Here is a 20,534-nt window from a genome sequence, read left to right as displayed (position 1 = left end):
GGTGGTCCTGCCCCTCGGCGGTCGACGTGCTGCCGGGGAGCGACTTGTGCATGCCCCGCGCGGGTACCCACGGTGACCCGGGAGAGCGGGATCGGAGAAGGGGTACGCGACCCTGGCGGGCCTGGCAGGGCGGTCGCGTCAGCGGCCGCCGGGTGGGTCGCGCACCCCTTCTCCGAGGACGCGACCCACCCGCGACTCACCTCACGAGCGCGGCTTCTCCCGCATCTCGTAGGTCTCGACCACGTCGTCGATCTGGATGTCGTTGTACGACGACCCCAGGCCGATGCCGCACTCGTAGCCCTCGCGGACCTCGGTCGCATCGTCCTTGAACCGCTTGAGCGACTCGATCGACAGGTTCTCCGCGATGACCGTGCCACCGCGCAGCACCCGCGCCTTGGCGTTGCGCCGGATGATCCCCGAACGCACCAGGGAGCCCGCGATGTTGCCGGCCTTCGACGAGCGGAAGATCTCGCGCACCTCGGCGGTACCGAGCTGCACCTCCTCGTACTCCGGCTTGAGCATGCCCTTGAGCGCAGCCTCGACGTCCTCGATCGCCTGGTAGATGACCGAGTAGAACCGCACGTCGACGCCCTCGCGCTCGGCGAGCTCCTCGACCCGCTCGGCGTACTTGACGTTGAACCCGAGGATGATCGCGTTGTCGACCGTCGCGAGGTTGACGTCGTTCTGCGTGATCGCACCGACACCTCGGTGGATGACCCGCAGGGCGACCTCCTCCCCCACGTCGATCTTGAGCAGCGCGTCCTCGAGGGCCTCGACAGCACCCGAGACGTCGCCCTTGAGGACCAGGTTGAGGGTCTCGACCTTGCCCTGCTGCAGAGCCTGGGTGAAGTCCTCGAGGCTGATCCGCTTGCGACGCTTGGCCAGCAGCGCGGCCCGCTCCGCGGCCTCACGCTTCTCGGCGATCTGGCGCGCGGTCCGGTCGTCGGGTGCCACCAGGAAGGTGTCACCCGCACGCGGCACCGAGGTCAGGCCGAGCACCTGGACGGGCCGGGCCGGCGAGGCCTCGGCGACGGTGTCGCCGTGCTCGTCGAACATCGCCCGCACGCGCCCGTAGGCGGTGCCCGCCACGATCGCGTCACCGACGTGCAGCGTGCCCGACTGGACCAGCACGGTCGCGACCGCACCGCGGCCCTTGTCGAGGTTCGCCTCGACCGCGACACCGCGCGCGTCCTTGTCCGGGTTGGCCCGCAGGTCGAGCGCCGCGTCGGCGGTCAGGAGCACCGCGTCGAGCAGCTCGTCGATGCCGACCCGCTTGAGCGCGGAGATGTCGACGAACATCGTGTCGCCGCCGTACTCCTCGGCCACCAGGTTGTACTCGGTCAGCTGCTGGCGGATCTTGGCGGGGTTCGCCCCCTCCTTGTCCACCTTGTTGACGGCGACCACGATCGGGACGCCGGCCGCCTGCGCGTGGTTCAGCGCCTCGACCGTCTGCGGCATCACGCCGTCGTCCGCCGCGACCACCAGGATCGCGATGTCGGTCACCTGGGCACCACGGGCACGCATGGCGGTGAACGCCTCGTGACCCGGGGTGTCGATGAAGGTGATCGGGCGGTCGATGCCCTCGTGCTCGGCGTGCACCTGGTACGCACCGATGTGCTGGGTGATGCCGCCGGCCTCACCCGCGACGACGTCCGCCGAACGGATCGCGTCGAGGAGCTTGGTCTTGCCGTGGTCGACGTGACCCATGACCGTCACGACCGGCGGACGCGGAGCGAGGTCCTCGTCGTCCTCGGCGGCCTCCTCGGCCTCGAGGTCGATGTCGAACGACTCGAGCAGCTCGCGGTCCTCCTCCTCCGCGGAGACCATCTCGATGCGGTAGCCGAGCTCGGCCCCGAGGGTGCCGAACGTGTCCTCGTCCAGCGACTGGGTGGCCGTGGCCATCTCACCGAGGTGGAACAGCACGGTCACCAGGCTGGCGGGGTTCGCATCGATCTTGTCCGCGAAGTCGTTCAGCGACGAGCCGTGGCGCAGACGCACCACAGTGGTGCCGTCGCCGCGAGGCACCTGGACGCCGCCGAGCGACGGCGCCTGCATCTGCTCGAACTCCTGGCGCTTCGCGCGCTTGGACTTGCGCCCACGGACCGGCTTGCCACCGGCGCGCCCGAAGGCACCCTGCGTGCTGCCACGGCCGGCGCCACGGCCACCACGGCCGCCACCGCCACCGGGACCTCCGCGGAAGCCGCCGCCACCGGCACCCTGGCCGCCACCGGGGCCGCCACCGCGGCCACCACCGGGACCGCCGCCACGCCCGCCACCGGCACCGCCACCGGCACCGGGACGGCCGACCGAGGTACGGCCGGGCATCATGCCGGGGTTCGGACGCGGACCACCGGGCCGGGGCGCGCCCGGACGCGGACCACCGGGCCGGTCGCCGCCACCGCCGCTGCCGCCGGGCCGGGGCATGCCCTGGCTCGGCGCGAACGGGTTGTTGCCCGGGCGCGGGGCACCGGGACGCGGACCACCAGGACGCGGACCACCCTGCCGGGGCATGCCCTGGCTCGGCGCGAACGGGTTGTTGCCCGGGCGCGGGGCACCGGGACGCGGACCACCAGGACGTGGACCGGCGGCCGGGGCCGGGGCGCTCGGCACCGGGCGCGCCGACTCGGCCGGCGCCGCAGCCGGCGGCTCGGCCGGGGCCGGCTGCTCGGCCGGCGCCGGGGTCGGCTGCTCGGCAGCCGGCTCGGGCTTCGGCTCGGGAACGGGCTTGGGGGCCGGGGCCGGCTTGACGGCCGGAGCGGCCTTCGGGGCCGGCGCCGGAGCTGCCGGCGCAGCGGGGTACAGATCGCGCAGCTTGCGCACGACCGGGGGTTCGATCGTCGAGGACGCCGAACGAACGAACTCGCCGAGCTCGTTGAGCTTGGCCATCAGGGCCTTGCTCTCGACGCCGAGCTCCTTGGCGAGCTCGTAGACGCGGACCTTTGCCACAACTCTCCTGTCCTGGTCCGCCCCGGACAGGGGGTGGACCGTGGTTAGTGCTGGGTGCTCATCGCGAGGTGCTCATCGGGTGCCCATCGGCTTCCAACCCGCTTTCCCATGTCGGTGAACCACTCATGTCCGTGCCCGGTCCACGCCGAACGCCCGCCGCACGTCGGTGACGTCGAGCGATGCGACGCGCAACGCGCGAGGCAGTGCCCGACGCCGTTCGGCGAGCTCGAGGCAGTGCTGATCGGGGTGCAACCAGGCTCCCCGTCCGGGCCGGGAGCGCCCCGGGTCGACCTCGGCACGGTCTGAACCGTCCCGCTCGACCCGGACCACACGGACCAGGGCGGAGCGTGGACCACGTTTCCGGCACCCCACGCACGTGCGCACCGGTCCGTCGGATCCGGTGAGGGCCGCAGCACGACCCGCGGCGGCAGTGCCGTCGCCCACGCTCTCGGGGAGCCGGGCCCGCGGCCCAGCGTCGTCGATTCTAGCGCTCCTCGTCACGGAGCGTGACCCGGCGCCTCCGACGGCGTGGTCTGCGGGCCGCCGGCACCCGGTTCCTCGTCCGAACGGATGTCGATGCGCCAGCCGGTGAGCTTCGCCGCGAGCCGGGCGTTCTGCCCCTCCTTGCCGATGGCGAGGGAGAGCTGGTAGTCGGGCACCACGACGCGCGCCGACCGCGCTGCGGCGTCCACCACGGTCACCGAGCTCACCCGCGCCGGCGACAGCGCGTTGCCGACGAAGGTCGCGGGGTCGTCGCTGTGGTCGACGATGTCGATCTTCTCGCCGTGCAAATCGGTCATCACCGCCCGGACGCGTGCCCCCATCGGGCCGATGCAGGCGCCCTTCGCGTTCAGGCCGGGCACCGTCGAGCGCACCGCGATCTTGGAGCGATGACCGGCCTCGCGGGCGATCGCGGTGATCTCGACCGACCCGTCCGCGACCTCCGGGACCTCGAGCTCGAACAGCTTGCGGACCAGCCCGGGGTGCGTGCGCGAGAGCGTGATCGACGGCCCCTTCGGCCCCCGGGACACGTCCAGCACGTAGGCGCGCAGCCGCTCGCCGTGCGCATACGTCTCGGTCGGCACCTGCTCGTGGTGCGGCAGGACCGCCTCGGTGCCCCGCACGTCGACCAGCACGGTGCGCGGGTCGCGTCCCTGCTGCACGACACCCGCGAGCAGCTCGCCCTCGGCGCCCTTGAACGTGCCGAGCACCTGCTCGTCCTCGACGTCGCGCAGCCGCTGCACGATCACCTGGCGCGCGGTCGCCGTGGCGACGCGCCCGAAGCCCTCGGGAGTGTGCTCGAACTCCTCGGAGAACGTCGGCGGCGGCGGTGTCACGACCGCGCCGTCCTCGGGCTCGTCGGGAGCCGGTTCGGCGGGGGCGAGCCGCTCACGCGCCCACACCGTGACGTGCCCGGAACGCCGGTCCACCTCGACGCGAGCGTCGGGGTACGCACCTGGGGTCCGGTGGTAGGCGGAGAGCAGCGCCTGCTCGATCGCACCCACCAGCGTGTCCAGGCTGATCCCCCGGTCGTGCTCGACCAGTCGCAGCGCCGTCATGTCGATGTCCATCAGACCTCACCCTCCTCGTCGCGGGTCAGCTCGACCTCGACCTTGCCGCGAACCACGTCCTGGGCGGGCACCGTGCTACGGCGGCCGTCGGCCTCGAGCACCAGCTCCTCACCTGCGTCGACAAGCCGGCCGGACCGCGTCGAGCCGTCCCGCAGGGTCAGGCGCACCAGCCTGCGGACCGCGCGGCGGAAGTGCCGCGGCTCGGTCAGCGGGCGGTCGGTCCCCGGGGTCGAGACCTCGAGGAGGTACTCGCCGGCGACCGGGTCCGCCGCGTCCAGCGCCGCCGACACCGCGCGCGACACGTCGGCGAGCCGGTCCGAGCCGACACCGCCGGGCCCGTCCGCGAGGTCCACCACGACCCGGACGACGGAGCGTCGACCCGCACGGGTGACGACCACGTCCTCGAGGTACAGGCCCTCGGCTGCGACCGACGGCTCGACGACCGCACGTAGGCGCTGCGCCGGCGAGGTGTCGTTCGCCATCGTCGCCTCCTGATCGTGGCGGGCCGGCTGGGTGACGGACCCTGTGGACTTGTCGAGCACAGGGTATCGAGTCCGGACGCATGGCAGGATCGCGCCGATGAGAACGAGCCACGTCCGAGCCTCGGCGGTGCTCCTCGCGGCCGCCCTGCTCGGCGGCTGCGCGGCGCTGCGCGTCGAGTCCCCGCCGCCGACCACCCCAGCCGCCGACGAGGTCGAGCAGGTCCGCCAGCGCCAGGCGCTTGCGACGACCGTGCTGCTCGACGAGCTCGCGCTGGTGCCCTCCGGCGAGCCGGAGGTCGACGCGGTCCTCGCGGACGTCGCCGACGCCGCCGAGACCCAGCTCGACGCCCTCGGCGGGGTCTGGGTCCCGTTCCCGTCAGCCACGCCCGAGCCCGACACCTCGACCGGCCCGACCACGGAGCCCGGGCCGGTCGACCCGGAGCAGATCGTCGCGCTGCTCGCAGACCAGGCCGACTCGGCCCGGACCGATGCGCTCACCACCACCGACGGGCGCCTCGCGCGGCTCGTCGCCGGGATCGCCCTCAACCGCACGTTGGCCGGCGCGGCGCTGCTCACCGCCCTCGGCACGCCCGAGGGCTCGACCCCCGAGAGCACGACGACCGACGCCGTGACGGCGCAACCCACGACCATCCCCGCGGGCCTGTCGGCGAGCGCCCTCGGCCCGGCGATCGTCTCCGAGGACGCGCTCGGCCTGGTCTGGGAGGTCGTCGCAGCCCGGAGCCGCGACCAGGCGCGTCAGGAGGCCGTCGACCTCGCGGTGGCCCACCGGGCGCGCGCCGAGGCCTGGGCCGAGGCCGCCGGGGTGGCGGGCACGGCCGACGACCCGCGCGACGCCTCGTACGACCTGCCCGATGCCGTGGCCGACCCCGGCGCGAGCGAGGCCGACCGGCTCGCCGCGGCCGCCGAGCTCGAGACCGACCTCACCGCGGTCTGGGTCGACCTGCTCGGCCGGGCCTCCCCCGGGTCGCGCGCGGAGCTGTACGCCTCGGCGCAGAGCGCCGCGACCACCGCGACGAGCCTCACCGGCGCGGTGCCGGCGCTCCCCGGCATCGACGGCTGACGCCCCTGGCGGGGCTGCCGTTCACCGCTCGAGCAGGCTGGCGACGAGCTCGCCGATCCGGGTGGCGGCATCGGCGACCGGCACCCGCTCCGCGTCCGGTCGCTCGCCGGCCGGCAGACCGGCGTCGGCGGGTCGGCGCAGGCGGACCTCGACCACACCGTCGGCCAGGCTGCGCCCGACCGTCACCAGGACCGGCACACCGAGCAGCTCGGCGTCGGCGAACTTGACCCCGGGCGAGACCTTGGGCCGGTCGTCGTAGATCACCTCGACGCCCATCCCGTGCAGGTCGGCCGCGAGCTCTTCGCAGGTGGTGTGCACCGCCTCGTCCTTGCCGGCGGCGACCAGGTGCACGTGCGCGGGCGCGACCGGAGCGGGCCAGGCGAGGCCGGCGTCGTCGTGGTTGGTCTCGGCGAGCGCGGCGACCGCGCGCGAGACGCCGATGCCGTACGAGCCCATCGTGACCGTGACGGCCTTGCCGTTCACGTCCAGGACGGACAGCCCGAGCGACTCGGCGTACTTGCGGCCGAGCGCGAAGATGTGCCCGATCTCGATGCCGCGCGCGAGCTCGAGCGGCCCCGAGCCGTCCGGTGCGGGGTCGCCCGCACGCACCTCGGCCGCCTCGACGGTGCCGTCCGCCACGAAGTCGCGGCCCGCCACGAGGTCGAACACGTGCCGGCCCGGTTCGTTCGCACCCGTGATCCAGCGGGTGCCGGCCACGACCCGCGGATCGAGCAGGTAGCGAACGGCGTCCTCGCGGCCGGTGTTGGCCCGGCCGAGGACCGCGGGCCCGATGTAGCCCTTGACGAGCTCGGGGTGCCCCGCGAAGTCCGCCTCCCCGGCCGTCTCGACCGACGCCGGGGCGAGCGCCGCCTCCAGGCGCGTCATGTCGACCTCGCGGTCGCCCGGGACCCCGACCACGAGCAGCTCCCGCGTACCGTCCGGCTCGCACGCCACGACCACGACGTTCTTGAGCGTGTCGCCCGCGGTCCACGGCCGATCGGCCCGGGCCTGGTGCGCGTTGGCGTGCGCGACCAGGCTCTCGATCGTCGGGGTGTCGGGCGTGTCCTCGACGTGCGCGGCCGGGGCGTCGTCGAACGGCAGCGGCTCGGGCGCGACCGTGGTGACCGCCTCGACGTTGGCGGCGTACCCGCCGGCCGAGCGCACGAACGTGTCCTCACCCACTGCGGTCGGCATGAGGAACTCCTCGCTGCGCGAGCCGCCCATCGCCCCGGACATCGCCGCGACGATGACGTAGTCCAGACCGAGCCGGGTGAACACGCGCTGGTAGGCCTCACGCTGGCGCAGGTAGGCGGCGTCGAGGCCGGCGTCGTCGAGGTCGAAGGAGTAGGCGTCCTTCATGATGAACTCGCGCCCGCGGAGCAGGCCGGCACGGGGCCGGGCCTCGTCGCGGTACTTCGTCTGGATCTGGTACAGCGCCAGCGGCAGGTCCTTGTACGAGGAGTACAGGTCCTTGACCAGGAGCGTGAACATCTCCTCGTGGGTCGGCGCGAGCAGGTAGTCGTTCTCGCGGCGGTCGTGGAGCCGGAACAGGTTCGGGCCGTACTCGGTCCACCGGCCGGTGCGCTCGTACGGCTCGCGCGGCAGCAGCGCCGGGAAGTGCACCTCCTGCGCGCCGATCGCGTCCATCTCCTCGCGGACGACCTGCTCGACCTTGCCGAGCACCCGCAGACCGAGCGGCAGCCAGGTGTAGATGCCCGGCGCGGCGCGGCGGATGTAGCCGGCCCGGACGAGCAGCTTGTGGCTCGGGACCTCGGCATCCGCCGGATCCTCGCGCAGGGTGCGCACGAACAGGGTCGACATCCGAAGCAGCATGGCGGTCAGCCTAGTGGCGCGACGCAGGCGTCCCGCTTCCGCCGCGGCGCCGTGGACGGCACCATGAACCCGTGCCCGAGCTTCCCGAGGTCGAGGGCCTCGTCAGGTTCCTGTCCGGCCGGACCGCCGGCCGGACGGTCGCCGCCGTGAACGTCGGCGCGATCGGTGCGCTCAAGACGTTCGACCCCCCGGTTGACGCGCTGGTCGGCACGCGGGTCGTCGGGGCATCCAGGCACGGCAAGTGGATCGACCTCACCACGACGGGGCCGCACCTGCTCGTGCACCTGTCCCGGGCCGGCTGGCTGCGCTGGTCGGACTCCCTGCCCACGACTCCCGTGCGGCCAGGACGCTCGCCGCTGGCCCTGCGCGTCCGGCTCGACGACGGGTCGGGCTTCGACCTGACCGAGCAGGGCACCCGCAAGCGGCTCGCGGTGCACGTCGTGGCCGAACCGACCGACGTGGAACAGGTCGCGACCCTCGGGGTCGACCCGCTGTCCGAGGAGTTCACCACGGAGCACCTCGCCGGTCTGGCCACCGCGAAGAACCAGCAGATCAAGGGCCTGCTGCGAGACCAACGGAGCATCGCAGGGATCGGCAACGCGTACTCCGACGAGATCCTGCACGCGGCCCGGATGAGCCCGTTCGCGCTCTCGGCGCGGCTCGACCGCGCCGAGCTCGAACGGCTGCACGGCATCATCCGCGACGTGCTCACCGCAGCGGTCGCCGAGGCCGACGGCAAGCCGGCCGCCCAGCTCAAGGACGCCAAGCGGCGCGGGATGCAGGTCCACGGCCGCACGGGCCAGTCCTGCCCGGTCTGCGGAGACGTGGTCCGCGAGGTCTCCTTCGCCGACTCGTCGCTGCAGTACTGCGCGACGTGCCAGACCGGCGGCAAGCCGCTCGCCGACCGCCGGATGTCTCGGCTGCTCCGCTGAGTCGCAGCGGGGCCGAACCGGAGCCGGACCGAGTCTGTGCAGGATCGAGTCAGAACAGGATCGTCGCGTACGTGCCGACCTGGCGGAAGCCGACCTTCTCGTAGACCGCGATGGCACGCGTGTTGTAGGCGTTGACGTAGAGCGACACGATCGGCGCAACGGCCTCGAGCGCGTGCTCGACCACCGCGGACATCCCCGCCGTGGCCAGGCCTCGGCCGCGCCGCGCCGGTGGCACCCAGACGCCCTGCACCTGCGCCACCCGCGAGCTCACCGCCCCGAGCTCGGCCTTGAAGGCGACCTCGGGGCCGTCGTCCGTCTGATCGATCCGCACGTACGACCGGCCGTCGGCCACCAGGCCACGGACCCGCGCCTCGTACGAGCCCGGGCTGCCTTCCAGCGGCGAGTAGCCGACCTCCTCGATGAACATGTGCACGCAGGCGGGCAGCAGGACCGCCATGTCCGAGCGGCGGCCGAGCCGGACGAGCGGGTCGGGCGCGACGAGCGGGGCCGTCTCGATGGCCATCGAGGGTTGGTCGGCCCGCACGTCACGGGCCGGACCCCACTCGTGCTCGAGGCGGGCCCACAGCCCCATCACCTGCTCGGCCGGCCCGACGATCGACGAGCACCGCCGTCCCTGGAGCCGCGCGGCGTCGGCGATCACATCGAGCGACTCCTCGTCCCCCGCGCGGACCACCGGGACGAGGTTCGCGCCGGCCCAGGCCAGGGCGACCAGCTCACCGCCGCGCTCGACACCCCACAGCTGCGGCCCGCCGGACCGACCGCCGGTCGCCATGGCAGCCTCGATCCGCGCGGCGACCAGCACCGACCCGACCGGGTCCTGCGCGCACAGCGCAGCGGCCCGGGCCAGGTCGACGTCCACCGACCGGTGGGTCGGCAGCTCGGTCCGCCAGACTGCCATGCGGCGATTGTGCACCAGGGTGGCCCGGCGAGGGCACGGCACGCCCGCCGGAGGTACGCCGGGCGACGAGACCCGAACCGATCGGACGAGCGCGGTTCCTCAGCCGACCGAGACCGTCGGCCCCTCGCCCTCGACCGGTTCCATCGACTCGGCGATCCGCATCGCCTCGTCGATCAGGGTCTCCACGATCCGCGACTCGGGCACGGTGGCGACCACCTCGCCCTTGACGAAGATCTGGCCCTTGCCGTTGCCGGACGCCACACCGAGGTCGGCCTCGCGTGCCTCGCCCGGACCGTTGACCACGCAGCCCATCACCGCGACCCGCAGCGGCACCTCCATGCCTTCGAGGCCCGCGGTCACCTTCTCGGCGAGCTCGTAGACATCCACCTGCGCGCGCCCGCACGACGGGCACGAGACGATCTCCAGCTTGCGCGGCCGCAGGTTCAGCGACTGCAGGATCTGGATGCCGACCTTGACCTCCTCGACCGGCGGCGCCGACAGCGAGACCCGGATCGTGTCCCCGATCCCCTTGCTCAGCAGCGCGCCGAACGCGGTCGCGGACTTGATGGTGCCCTGGAAGGTCGGCCCGGCCTCGGTGACACCGAGGTGCAGCGGCCAGTCGCCGCGCTCGGACAGCAGCTCGTACGCACGCACCATCACGACCGGGTCGTGGTGCTTGACCGAGATCTTGAAGTCGTGGAAGTCGTGCTCCTCGAACAGGGACGCCTCCCACACGGCCGACTCGACCAGCGCCTCGGCGGTGGGCTTGCCGTACTTCTCCAGCAGGCGCTTGTCGAGCGAACCCGCGTTCACCCCGATCCGCAGCGAGACCCCGGCGTCGCTCGCAGCCCTCGCGATCTCCTTCACCTGGTCGTCGAACTTGCGGATGTTGCCCGGGTTGACGCGCACGGCCGCGCAGCCCGCATCGATCGCGGCGAAGACGTACTTCGGCTGGAAGTGGATGTCCGCGATCACCGGGATCTGCGACTTGCGCGCGATCGCCGGCAGGGCATCGGCGTCGTCCTGGCTCGGCACGGCGACCCGCACGATGTCGCAGCCGGCCGCAGTCAGCTCGGCGATCTGCTGCAGGGTCGCGTTGATGTCCGTGGTCGGCGTGGTGGTCATCGACTGCACGCTGATCGGCGCGTCGCCGCCGACCTCGACCTTCCCGACCCGGATCTTCCTGGTCGGTCGACGTGGGGCGAGGACGGGGGGCGGGGCCTGCGGCATGCCGAGTGCGATGGAGGTGCTCACCGACCCAGTATCCCTCGGGCGCGCAGATCGGCTCGTCGTCACCCGTCCGGAGCAGCGGGGGTGTCCTCCGAGCGGGGGATCTGTGACCATCCGGGAGTGGACCTCAGCTCGCCGGCCGGCTACACCCTCATCGGTGCCGCCGTGCTCGTCGCCGGGGGCCTCGTGCTGCTCGCGGTGGCGGGCACGAGGCTCGCGCCGGTCCTCGGCATGCGCGACGACGCGCCGTGGTGGTCCGGCCCGAGCGCCGGCCGCGCCTACGGCATGCTCGCCGCCTACCTGGGCACGATGCTCGCGATCGGCGCGGGGATCGACCTGCTCGTCGTCGACGTGCTCGACCGCTCCCCGGCGATCGGCTGGACGTTGGCCTGCCTCATGGTCGTCGGGCTGCTCGTGCTCACCGCCGGGCACGTGACGCGGTACGCGCTGCGGATCGCCACCGGTGGCCGGATGGGTCTGGACGAACCCGACGCGTCGCTGTTCCGCACCCCGGACCCCGCGCTCGACGACCGGGACCTGGCCGCCGCACGGGCCGCGACCGACCACGGTGAGTGGCGCCCCGCGGCCGCGCTGCTCGCCGCATCCGTCGACCACGACCTGCGCTACACCCGCACCAGCGTGCTGGCGATCCACGCGCTGCGTCGCAGCCGCTGGCTGGACGCGTGGCTGCAGGCGCGCCCCACCGACCCGAACGCCCAGGCCCTGAAGACCATGCTCGCGGTGCGCCGAGCGTGGGAGCTGCGCGGGCCCGACTGGGAACCACGGAACCAGCACGCCTTCCTCGCCGCCCTCGCCGAGGCCGAGGAGGTCGCCCGCGAGGCGGTGCACAACGACACGACGGACCCCACGCCCTGGGCCGTGCTCGTCGAGATGGCCCGCGGCCAGCAGGTCGACGTCGACGTGCTGGAGAGCCGGACCGCGGCGCTGTACGAGCTCGCCCCGCACCACCAGGGTGGGCACGAGGCCGAGCTGCAGTACCGCTCCCAGAAGTGGTTCGGCTCGACCGAGGACATGTTCGCGCACGCGCGGGCCGCCTCGGCCGCCGCCCCGGCGGGCAGCGCGCTCTCGCTCCTCGTCGTCCACGCGCACATCGAGCACTACTTCACGCTCGCGGAGCACTCCCAGACCCAGGCCGACCGCTACGTCGCGTCGCCGGCCGTGCGGAACGAGGTCGCGTCGGCGGTGCACGCCTGGCAGTCCGGGCCGGACGGTCCGTCGCCGGTGAACCGCGCCCGTGCGCACAACACGCTGGCGTACTTCTCCTGGCTCGCGCGTGACCGGCGCGCAGCACGACCACACCTCGCGCGGACCATGATCCACCTGGACCCGTGGCCCTGGACGCTGTCCGGCGACCCGAGCCACGTGCACGCGGTCGCTCAGCAGTGGGTCCGCGCTCGCGGCTGACGGCCCCGCAGCGGCTGCGTGGTCGCGGCCGCCTAGATCGTCACGGGTGCGGCGAGATCGGCGACCACCAGCACCAGGCCGAGCACGGCCAGGACCGCGAAGACCCCGTAGGCGAGCGGGACCATGCGAGCCACGTCGGACGGCGCCGGACGCGGCAGGCCGCGCAGTCGCGCCCTGGTGCGGCGGGCGCCCTCCCACACGGCGCCGGCCACGTGCCCGCCGTCGAGCGGGACGAGCGGGATGAGGTTGAAGACGAACAGGGCCACGTTGAGCGAGGCGAGCAGCGCCAGCCACGCGGCGATCCGCTGCCCGAGGTCGACATCCGGCACCGCGCCGATCTCCCCGGCCACCCGCGCCACACCGACCACGCCGAGGACCGATGACGAGTCGCGCTGCTCGAGCCCGGCCGCAGCCTTGACGACGTCGACCATCTGGACCGGCAGCGCCACGACGATCCCCATCGTCTGCCAGACGGCGCTGCCGAGCGCCGGCAGCACGGACGACACCGGCTGACGCTCGATCGCGGCGGTCGGGCTGAACCCGACGTAGCGGGTCGGCGCGAGCACCGGGTTGCCGTCGGCGTCCGTCTCGACCTGGCCGTCGGCGCCGTACACCGGCCGCTGGGTGGTGACCGGGCTGACGCTCAGGGTGATCTGCTGGCCGTCGCGCTCGACGACCACCGGGATGTCCTCGCCGGGCACCTCCTTGATCGCGGCCTGCACGTCGGACCAGCTGGTGACCTCACGGCCCCCGTAGGACAGGATCGTGTCGCCGGGCTGCAGGCCGGCCGCGGCCGCCGGGGTCGGGGTGTCCCCCGCCGTGCACTCGGCCGCGAAGTCCGTCGTCACGCACTGCCCGACGACCGCGACGGTCGTGGTCGCCGAGCCCGGGACACCGATCCCGACGAGCACGACGGCGAGCAGCACACCGGCGATGACGAGGTTCATGAACGGACCGCCGAGCATCACGACGGCCTTCTTGGGGGCGGAGAGCCGGTAGAAGGCGCGGTGGTCCTCACCGGGCCGGATCTCCTCGGCGCTGGCCTGCCGGGCCGCGTCGATGAGCTCGGCGAACCGGCCCGGACGCGGTGGCCGGTCCAGGGCTTCGGCCGGCGGGTACATGCCGACCAGACGGACGTAGCCACCCAGCGGGATGGCCTTGAACCCGTACTCGGTCTCGCCACGCTGACGCGACCAGAGCGTGGGCCCGAAGCCGACCATGTACTGGCTGACCCGGACGCCGAACCGCTTGGCCGGCACCATGTGCCCGACCTCGTGCAGCGCGATGGATGCCAGCAAGCCGACCACCAGCACCAGCAGGCCGATCAGGAACATCGAGCTCCCCCTCGTCGTGGGGCACCATCATCCCCCGCTGCGGGCGTGCACACGCATCCCGGCGGTGCGCTGCGAGCGAACCTTTGCGAGATCCCCGCAACGAACGGGTCGTCAGCGGCGTGCCAGCAACGTGTCGGCACGACCCCGTGCCCAGCGCTCGGCGTCCAGCACGGCCTGGAGCGACACATCGGAGGCGGCGGTCCCGTCGTGCTCGTCGAGCACCTGGGCCACCGTGTCGACGATGTCCAGGAAGCCGATCCGCCCGGCGAGGAACGCCGCGACGCCCTGCTCGTTGGCGGCGTTGTAGACCGCAGGATGGGTGGCGGACGCGGCGACCGACCGGCGGGCCAGGCGCACGGCCGCGAACACCTCCTCGTCGAGCGGCTCGAAGGTCCAGGACGCCGCTCGCGTCCAGTCGCACGGCGGCGTCACCGGGTCCAGCCGGTCGGGCCAGGACAGCCCGAGCGCGATCGGCAGCCGCATGTCGGGCGGCGAGGCCTGTGCGATGGTCGAGCCGTCGGTGAACTCCACCATCGAGTGCACGATCGACTGCGGGTGCACCACGACCGTGATGTCGGCCACCGGGACGTCGAAGAGCAGGTGCGCCTCGATGAGCTCCAGGCCCTTGTTGACCATGCTCGCCGAGTTCACCGTGACGACCGGCCCCATCGACCAGGTGGGGTGCGCCAGGGCCTGTTCCGAGGTGACCCCGGCGAGGTCCGTGCGGCTCGCGCCGCGGAACGGGCCGCCCGACGCCGTGAGCACGATGCGACGCACCTCGGCGGCAGAGCCCGACCGCAGGCACTGGGCGATCGCGGAGTGCTCGGAGTCCACCGGCACGATCTGGTCCGGCCGCACCTGCGCCTGCCGTACCAGCCGCCCACCGACCACGAGCGACTCCTTGTTCGCGAGCGCGAGCGTGGAGCCGGCGCGCAGCGCGGCGAGGGTGGGACCGAGCCCCACCGACCCGGTGATGCCGTTCAGGACCACGTCGGCACCGCGCGCGGCCAGCCGGCTCGCGGCGTCCGGCCCGGAGAGCAGCTCGAGGTCCGGCGCCCGCCGGCCCGCGGCGGCCGCCCGCACCTCGATCGCGGCGCGGACCGCCGGCCCGGCGGTCTGGTCGGCCACCGCCACGACCCGTGCCCCGGTGGCGAGCACCTGCCGCGCGACGAGGTCGGGGTCCGCTCCACCCGCGGCGAGCCCGACGACGTCGAACCGGTCCGGGTGCTGAGCCACCACATCGAGGGCTTGCGTGCCGATCGATCCGGTCGAGCCGAGCAGGATGACGCTGCGGGGAGCCACCCCGGCATCCTGCCAGGTGGCCTACCTGGTGCGCCCGCCGTCGGCGCGATGCGAGGATCTGCACCATGGTCAAGGAGTCGATGCTCGCCCGCGGCGAGAAGGTCATCTTCACGGCGCACTCGCACTGGAAGGGCCTGGTCGGCCCGGGCCTCGTGCTGCTGCTCGCCGTCGCTGCCGTGCTCTACGGGCTCCTGGTCCTGATCCCCGACCCGGACAGCCAGGCCGTGCTGCGCTGGGGACTCGTGGGGATCGCCGCGGTGCTCACCGTCTGGTTCGGGCTGTGGCCCTTCCTGGGCTGGTTCGCCTCGACGGACACCCTGACCACCCGTCGGCTCATCTCCCGCCGCGGGGTCCTGTCCCGGGAGGGCCGCGAGATCCCGGTCGAGCGCGTCCAGTCGGTCTCCTACCGCCGCAACCTGCTCGACCGGATGCTCGGTTGCGGCACGCTCGTGGTGCAGACGGCCGGCGAGACCAGCGACGTCGAGCTGTACGACGTCGCGCACCTCGAGCGGCGCATCCTGCAGGTGCAGGAGCTGCTCCTGCACGAGGAGATCCCCGCCGAGGGGAACCCGCCGGTCGGCGAGACCGACACGCACGACGCGGACGACGCGGAGGAGCCGACCGCTGACGCCGACGCGGGCGGCGACGGCACACCGGTCGCCGACGTCAGGCGGACCACGGGTGACGAAGGCGACGGGACCTGACCGTCGATCACCGAGCCGTCGATCACCGAGCCGTCGCGCGCTGAGCACTCAACCGGGCTCGTCGCCGTCCCAGTGCGCCGGACGCTCCAGGTCCGCCGGCAGGCCGGTGGCCGTGTCGCCGCGCGCGGTATCGAGCTGGGCCTGCGTGACGAACAACGCACCGCTCAGGTCGGCACCCCGCAGATCGGCGGCCCGCAGGTCGGCACCGGTGAGATCGGCGCCGTCGAGCTGCGCCCGGCGCAGGTCCGCGCCGAGCAGCACCGCACCCCGCAGGTCGGCACCCCGCAGGTCGGCACCGGACAGGTCCTGGACGGCCAACGACGCCCCGCGCAGGTCCTGCCCCGCCGGCCACGCCTGCCGGGCCAGCCGGCTGGCCCGGCGCAGAAGCTCGTCCATCTCGGCCCGCTGGACGTCCGCGTCGCGTCGTTCGGCCTCGTCGAGCCGAGCCGTCGCCAGGTCGAGGGCTGCGTCACGCGCCGCGAGCAGGGCGGCGTGCAGGGCGGCGGCCTCGGGAAGGCGCGCGGCGGTGTCGAGGTACCAGGCGACCTCGTGCCACCGGCGCGCGAGCGGGAACGCCTCACGTGCGAGAGCGAGGCGTTCGGGCGAGCCGTGCCAGTCCTCGCCGCGGAGCACCTCCGCGGTGACCCGCTGACCCGCGCCGAAGCAGTCGTACGCGACACAGCCGGAGAACCCGGAGTCCCGCAGCGTCGGGTGGATGGAGCAGCGGTGCCCGTCGAGGTTCGGGCACGCCGTCCCGGCGGCCTTGGTGATCGCGAACTGCGCGGACCTGGTGAACGCCGGCACCACGCAGCACAGGGCGACGCACGCCGCGCAGTCGGCGCGCAGCGCGAGCGGTTCGACCGCCGGGTCGGTCACTCGACGCCGAGCAGCACCTCGACGGCACGGTCGAGGAAAGCGTCGACCGCGGCCTCGCCGTAGCCGTCCGACCCGCGCCGACGAGCGAACGTGATCTGGCGCAGCTCCTCCGAGCCGAGCGGCTGCCCGTGGTCGAAGTACTCGATGAGCCGGTGGCAGACCTCGTCGACGTCCTCGGTCGAGTACGACGGCTCGCCGCCGCGTCCGCGCGCGAAGCGCTCACCGTCCGGGCGCGCGAGCCGCCCGTACAGGGTGCGCGCCTGGGCCGCGAGGTGCTCGAGCCAGGCCTGCTGGCCGTGCGTGCCGACGAACTCGGCCCGCTGCCGGCTCACGAACGCCCGCTCCAGCCGGTCCAGCGCCGCGTCCACCGCGGCCGGCCGGTAGCCGCCACGGACCAGGTCGAAGGCGACGCGCCGCACGTCGTAGCCCGACAGGGGCTCTCCGGGCGCACCTTCGTAGACCTTGCGCGCGTGGGTGAAGAACTCGTCGACCTGATCCGGGTCGTAGCCCGTCTTCATCCGTCCCGCGGTCCGGAACATGCCGCTCATGACGCCTCCTCTGCTGCCAGCTGTCCGCAGGCTCCGTCGATGTCGCTGCCCCGGGTGTCCCGGATGGTCGTGGGGATCCCGGCGACCCTCAGGCGGGTCACGAACTCCGCCTCCACGCCCGGGTCGCTGGCGGTCCAGATCGAGCCGGGCGTGGGGTTGAGCGGGATCGGGTTGACGTGCACCCAGCCACGCCCGCGCTCGTTGAGCTTGCGCGCCAGCAGATCGGCGCGCCAGGCGTGGTCGTTCATGTCGCGGATCAGGGCGTACTCGATGCTGACCCGCCGGCCGGTGGCTTCGAAGTAGCGACGCGCGGCGTCCAGCGCCTCGTCGACCGTCCACCTGGTGTTGATCGGGACGAGCTCGCTGCGCAGCTCGTCGTCCGGCGCGTGGAGCGACAGGGCGAGCGTCACCGGGAGCCCCTCGCCGGCCAGCCGGTCGATCGCGGGCACGAGCCCGACGGTGGACACCGTCACGTTCCGGGCCGAGACCCCGAAGCCGTCCGGCTGCGGACCGACGAACCGGCGGACCGCGGCCAGCACGGCCTTGTAGTTCGCGAGCGGCTCACCCATGCCCATGAACACCAGGTTGGACAACCGCCCCGGTCCCCCCGCGATCTCACCGCGGACCATCGCCCGGGCTGCCTGGCGGACCTGCTCGACGATCTCGCCGGCCGACAGGTTGCGGGTCAGCCCGAGCTGCCCCGTCGCGCAGAACGGGCACGCCATCCCGCAGCCGGCCTGGCTCGAGACGCACAGCGTGGCCCGGTCGGGGTACCGCATCAGCACCGACTCGACCTTGACGCCGTCGTGCAGCCGCCACAGCGTCTTGACGGTCGTCCCGCGGTCCGCCGTCAGGGTGCGCACCGGCTCGAGCAGCGAGGGCAGCAGCGCCTCGGTCAGACGCTCGCGCGACCGGGTCGGCAGGTCGGTCATCGCCGCCGGATCGGTCTCCAGGTGCGTGAAGTAGTGCGTCTGGAGCTGGCGTGCGCGGAACTCCTGCTCGCCGAGCTCGGCCACCGCGGCACGCAGCTCGTCGGTCGACAGGTCGGCCAGGTGCCGCGGCGGCTTACCCCGTCGCGGCGCCGTCATCGTCAGCGGGATCGGTCCGGTCATGGCAGCGCCACGGTCGAGGTCGGGAGCAGCACGAGCATCAGGATGTAGACCAGCGGCGCGCTGAGCAACATCGAGTCCACCCGGTCGAGCATGCCACCGTGGCCCGGCAGCACCCGGCCCATGTCCTTGAGCTCGAGGTCCCGCTTGAGCAGCGACTCGGAGAGGTCGCCGAGCGTCGAGGACGCGACGGCCGCGGCCCCGAGCAGCAACCCCAGCGGCCAGGCCGACTCGAAGATGTACCAGACGACCACGCCGCCGACCGCACCGGCGAGCAGCAGGGAGCCGACCAGGCCCTCCCAGGACTTCTTCGGGCTGACCGTCGGGGCGAGCGGATGACGCCCCCAGAGCACCCCGACGAGGTATCCACCCGTGTCGCTGGCGACCGACAGCAGGATGAACAGCCCGACCCGCCACACGCCGTCGGGCTGGTCCAGCATGAGCATGATGAAGCCGGCCATGAACGGCACGTAGGCGACCGCGAAGGTCGCGATCGAGGCGTCCCGCAGCGCGGCCGCCCCCATGCCGTCCAGGACACGCCAGATCACCACGCCGCCGGCCGTGAGCATGAAGGCCACGAACAGCGCCTCGGCACCGGACAGGTACGCCGACACCAGGATCCCGACCTCGCCGACGAGCATCGGCACCAGCGGGAGCGAGACGTTGCGTCGCCGGAACGCGTGCGCGAGCTCCCACAGCGCGACGCCGGCGGCCAGCGCCACGACGGCGATGAACGCCTCCTTGCGCCACCACAGGGAGACGACCACGAGCGCGAGCAGGCCCAGCCCCACACCGATCGCGATGGGAAGATCGCGCCCGGCCCGGGGTGAGGTCGGCGCGGCGACGGTCGCGTGGTCTGTCATTCAGACCTCGAGGAGCTCGCTCTCCTTGTGCGCGAGAAGCTGGTCGATCAGCTCGACGTGCTTCTTGGTGAGCCCCTCCAGCTCCTTCTCCGCACGCACGACCTCGTCCTCGCCGGCCTCGCCGTCCTTCGCGATCCGGTCGAGCTCGTCCTTGGCGTGCCGGCGCACGTTGCGCACGGCCACGCGCGACTCCTCGGCCTTGTGCCGGGCGAGCTTCACGTAGTCCTTGCGGCGCTCCTCGGTCAGCTCGGGGAGCACGACGCGGATGATCTTGCCGTCGTCGGTCGGGTTGACCCCGAGGTCCGAGTCACGGATCGCGCGCTCGATGTTCGCCATGGCGGACATGTCGAACGGCGAGATGATGACCGTGCGCGCCTCCGGCGTTGCGAACGACGCCAGCTGCTGCAGCGGGGTCGGCGAACCGTAGTAGTCGACCGTCAGCTTGGTGAACATCGCCGGGTTGGCCCGGCCCGTGCGGATCGCGCCGAACTCCTCCTTGGCGACCTCGACGGCCTTGTCCATCTTCTCCTCGGCCTCGAGGAGGGTCTCGTCGATCACCGCTGCTCCTTCGTCGTCGTCCCGACCTGCTCGCCGTCTCCTGCCGCGGTGAGCAACGTGCCGATCCTCTCACCTCGCAGTGCACGCGTGACGTTGCCCGGGGCATCCATGCCGAACACCCGCATCACGATGTGGTTGTCGCGACACAGCGACAGCGCGGTGGTGTCCATCACGCCGAGGTCGTCGACGATGGCCTGGGTGAACGTCACGTAGGACAGGAACTCCGCCGACGGGTCGGTGCGCGGGTCCGCCGAGTAGACGCCGTCCACCCCGTTCTTGGCCATCAGCACCTCGTCGCAGTGCGTCTCGAGGGCGCGCTGCACGGACACGGTGTCGGTCGAGAAGTACGGCATGCCCGCGCCCGCGCCGAACACGACAACGCGCCCCTTCTCCATGTGGCGGATGGCACGCAGCGGGATGTACGGCTCGGCGACCTGCCCCATCGCGATGGCGGTCTGCACCCGGGTGTCCACGCCAGCCTGGACCAGGAAGTCCTGGAGCGCGAGGCAGTTCATCACGGTGCCGAGCATGCCCATGTAGTCCGCGCGGGCCCGGTCCATACCGGCCTGCGCGAGCTCGGCGCCGCGGAAGAAGTTGCCGCCGCCGACCACGATCGCGACCTGGACGCCGTCGGTGACCGCGGCGGCGATCTCCTCGGCGACGCGTCGCACCACGACGGGGTCGACCCCGATGCCACCACCGCCGAAGGTCTCGCCGGACAGCTTCAGCAGCACCCGTCGATGCGTGTCGGTCGTCACCCCTGCCTCCTCCTTGGCCTCACCGGACCCCGGCCCGTCCCGGGCACAGGGTCCCACACCGCT

General features: G+C 73.0%; 19 protein-coding genes. 4 read left to right on the top strand and 15 right to left on the bottom strand.

Going from position 1 to position 20,534, the window contains the following annotated elements; all coding sequences use genetic code 11:
- Positions 1–201: 201 nt before the first annotated feature.
- The 4 genes from infB to rimP all read right to left on the bottom strand — a co-directional run bounded on the left by infB (position 202) and on the right by rimP (position 4,999).
- Positions 202–2,946 (bottom strand): translation initiation factor IF-2, encoded by a 2,745-nt coding sequence (gene infB, locus OEB99_RS17530; protein ID WP_263578586.1) that lies wholly within the window; start codon positions 2,944–2,946, stop codon positions 202–204.
- Positions 2,947–3,069: 123 nt separating this feature from the next.
- Positions 3,070–3,276: a DUF448 domain-containing protein gene (locus OEB99_RS17525; protein ID WP_263578585.1), complete on the bottom strand. Its 207-nt coding sequence runs from the start codon at positions 3,274–3,276 to the stop codon at positions 3,070–3,072.
- A gap of 167 nt (positions 3,277–3,443) precedes the next feature.
- Positions 3,444–4,517 carry a transcription termination factor NusA gene (gene nusA / locus OEB99_RS17520; RefSeq protein ID WP_263578584.1) on the bottom strand — a complete coding sequence of 358 codons (1,074 nt, stop codon included), beginning with the start codon at positions 4,515–4,517 and terminating at the stop codon, positions 3,444–3,446.
- Positions 4,517–4,999: a ribosome maturation factor RimP gene (rimP, locus tag OEB99_RS17515; protein ID WP_263578583.1), complete on the bottom strand. Its 483-nt coding sequence runs from the start codon at positions 4,997–4,999 to the stop codon at positions 4,517–4,519. The genes nusA and rimP overlap by 1 nt, the downstream gene beginning before the upstream one ends.
- Before the next feature lie 97 nt (positions 5,000–5,096).
- On the opposite strand from rimP, the gene OEB99_RS17510 reads away from it, so the two are divergent.
- Positions 5,097–6,080, top strand: a complete 984-nt coding sequence (locus OEB99_RS17510) for a ferritin-like domain-containing protein (protein ID WP_263578582.1) — start codon at positions 5,097–5,099, stop codon at positions 6,078–6,080.
- A 21-nt stretch (positions 6,081–6,101) separates the two neighbouring features.
- Here OEB99_RS17510 and OEB99_RS17505 read toward each other — a convergent pair whose 3' ends face one another.
- Positions 6,102–7,913, bottom strand: coding sequence for a proline--tRNA ligase (locus OEB99_RS17505; RefSeq protein ID WP_263578581.1), 1,812 nt, complete (start codon positions 7,911–7,913; stop codon positions 6,102–6,104).
- Between the two features lie 71 nt (positions 7,914–7,984).
- Between OEB99_RS17505 and OEB99_RS17500 the strand changes: the two genes are divergently transcribed.
- Entirely contained in the window at positions 7,985–8,845 is an 861-nt protein-coding gene (locus OEB99_RS17500) for an Fpg/Nei family DNA glycosylase (protein ID WP_263578580.1), read from the top strand.
- 49 nt (positions 8,846–8,894) lie between these two features.
- On the opposite strand, the gene OEB99_RS17495 is transcribed toward OEB99_RS17500, so the two are convergent.
- A complete protein-coding gene (locus OEB99_RS17495) occupies positions 8,895–9,764 on the bottom strand; it encodes a GNAT family N-acetyltransferase (protein WP_263578579.1) in 870 nt (289 codons plus the stop codon).
- A gap of 99 nt (positions 9,765–9,863) precedes the next feature.
- On the bottom strand, positions 9,864–10,994 hold the full coding sequence (ispG, locus tag OEB99_RS17490) for a flavodoxin-dependent (E)-4-hydroxy-3-methylbut-2-enyl-diphosphate synthase (RefSeq protein ID WP_263578621.1): 1,131 nt from the start codon (positions 10,992–10,994) through the stop codon (positions 9,864–9,866).
- Positions 10,995–11,114: 120 nt separating this feature from the next.
- Here ispG and OEB99_RS17485 point away from each other — a divergent pair, with 120 nt between their 5' ends.
- Positions 11,115–12,419, top strand: a complete 1,305-nt coding sequence (locus OEB99_RS17485) for a hypothetical protein (RefSeq protein WP_263578578.1) — start codon at positions 11,115–11,117, stop codon at positions 12,417–12,419.
- Positions 12,420–12,451: 32 nt separating this feature from the next.
- Here OEB99_RS17485 and OEB99_RS17480 read toward each other — a convergent pair whose 3' ends face one another.
- Complete coding sequence (locus tag OEB99_RS17480; RefSeq protein ID WP_263578577.1) at positions 12,452–13,753, bottom strand: M50 family metallopeptidase; 1,302 nt, start codon at positions 13,751–13,753, stop codon at positions 12,452–12,454.
- Between the two features lie 111 nt (positions 13,754–13,864).
- Entirely contained in the window at positions 13,865–15,055 is a 1,191-nt protein-coding gene (gene dxr, locus OEB99_RS17475) for a 1-deoxy-D-xylulose-5-phosphate reductoisomerase (protein ID WP_263578576.1), read from the bottom strand.
- Between the two features lie 65 nt (positions 15,056–15,120).
- Here dxr and OEB99_RS17470 point away from each other — a divergent pair, with 65 nt between their 5' ends.
- The gene (locus OEB99_RS17470) at positions 15,121–15,759 is read left to right on the top strand and encodes a PH domain-containing protein (protein ID WP_263578575.1); all 639 of its coding nucleotides are present in this window, start codon (positions 15,121–15,123) and stop codon (positions 15,757–15,759) included.
- A 48-nt stretch (positions 15,760–15,807) separates the two neighbouring features.
- Here OEB99_RS17470 and OEB99_RS17465 read toward each other — a convergent pair whose 3' ends face one another.
- From OEB99_RS17465 to pyrH, 6 genes are read right to left on the bottom strand one after another with little or no spacing between them, the layout of a single operon-like run.
- The gene (locus tag OEB99_RS17465) at positions 15,808–16,635 is read right to left on the bottom strand and encodes a pentapeptide repeat-containing protein (RefSeq protein WP_263578574.1); all 828 of its coding nucleotides are present in this window, start codon (positions 16,633–16,635) and stop codon (positions 15,808–15,810) included.
- Positions 16,632–17,183, bottom strand: coding sequence for a DivIVA domain-containing protein (locus OEB99_RS17460; protein ID WP_263578573.1), 552 nt, complete (start codon positions 17,181–17,183; stop codon positions 16,632–16,634). The genes OEB99_RS17465 and OEB99_RS17460 overlap by 4 nt, the downstream gene beginning before the upstream one ends.
- Entirely contained in the window at positions 17,180–18,295 is a 1,116-nt protein-coding gene (gene rlmN / locus OEB99_RS17455; RefSeq protein ID WP_263578572.1) for a dual-specificity RNA methyltransferase RlmN, read from the bottom strand. The genes OEB99_RS17460 and rlmN overlap by 4 nt, the downstream gene beginning before the upstream one ends.
- The gene (locus OEB99_RS17450) at positions 18,292–19,155 is read right to left on the bottom strand and encodes a phosphatidate cytidylyltransferase (RefSeq protein ID WP_263578571.1); all 864 of its coding nucleotides are present in this window, start codon (positions 19,153–19,155) and stop codon (positions 18,292–18,294) included. The genes rlmN and OEB99_RS17450 overlap by 4 nt, the downstream gene beginning before the upstream one ends.
- Positions 19,156–19,713: a ribosome recycling factor gene (frr, locus tag OEB99_RS17445; protein WP_263578570.1), complete on the bottom strand. Its 558-nt coding sequence runs from the start codon at positions 19,711–19,713 to the stop codon at positions 19,156–19,158.
- On the bottom strand, positions 19,710–20,471 hold the full coding sequence (gene pyrH / locus OEB99_RS17440; protein ID WP_263578569.1) for a UMP kinase: 762 nt from the start codon (positions 20,469–20,471) through the stop codon (positions 19,710–19,712). Before pyrH ends, frr begins: the two co-directional genes overlap by 4 nt.
- Positions 20,472–20,534: the final 63 nt, after the last annotated feature.

Origin of the sequence: Actinotalea endophytica (genome assembly GCF_025717005.1) — a bacterium.
In the GTDB taxonomy this organism is placed as follows: Bacteria; Actinomycetota; Actinomycetes; order Actinomycetales; family Cellulomonadaceae; genus Actinotalea.
The sequence above is the reverse complement of the archived record's forward strand: the minus strand, read 5'-3'. Positions and strand labels throughout refer to the sequence as shown.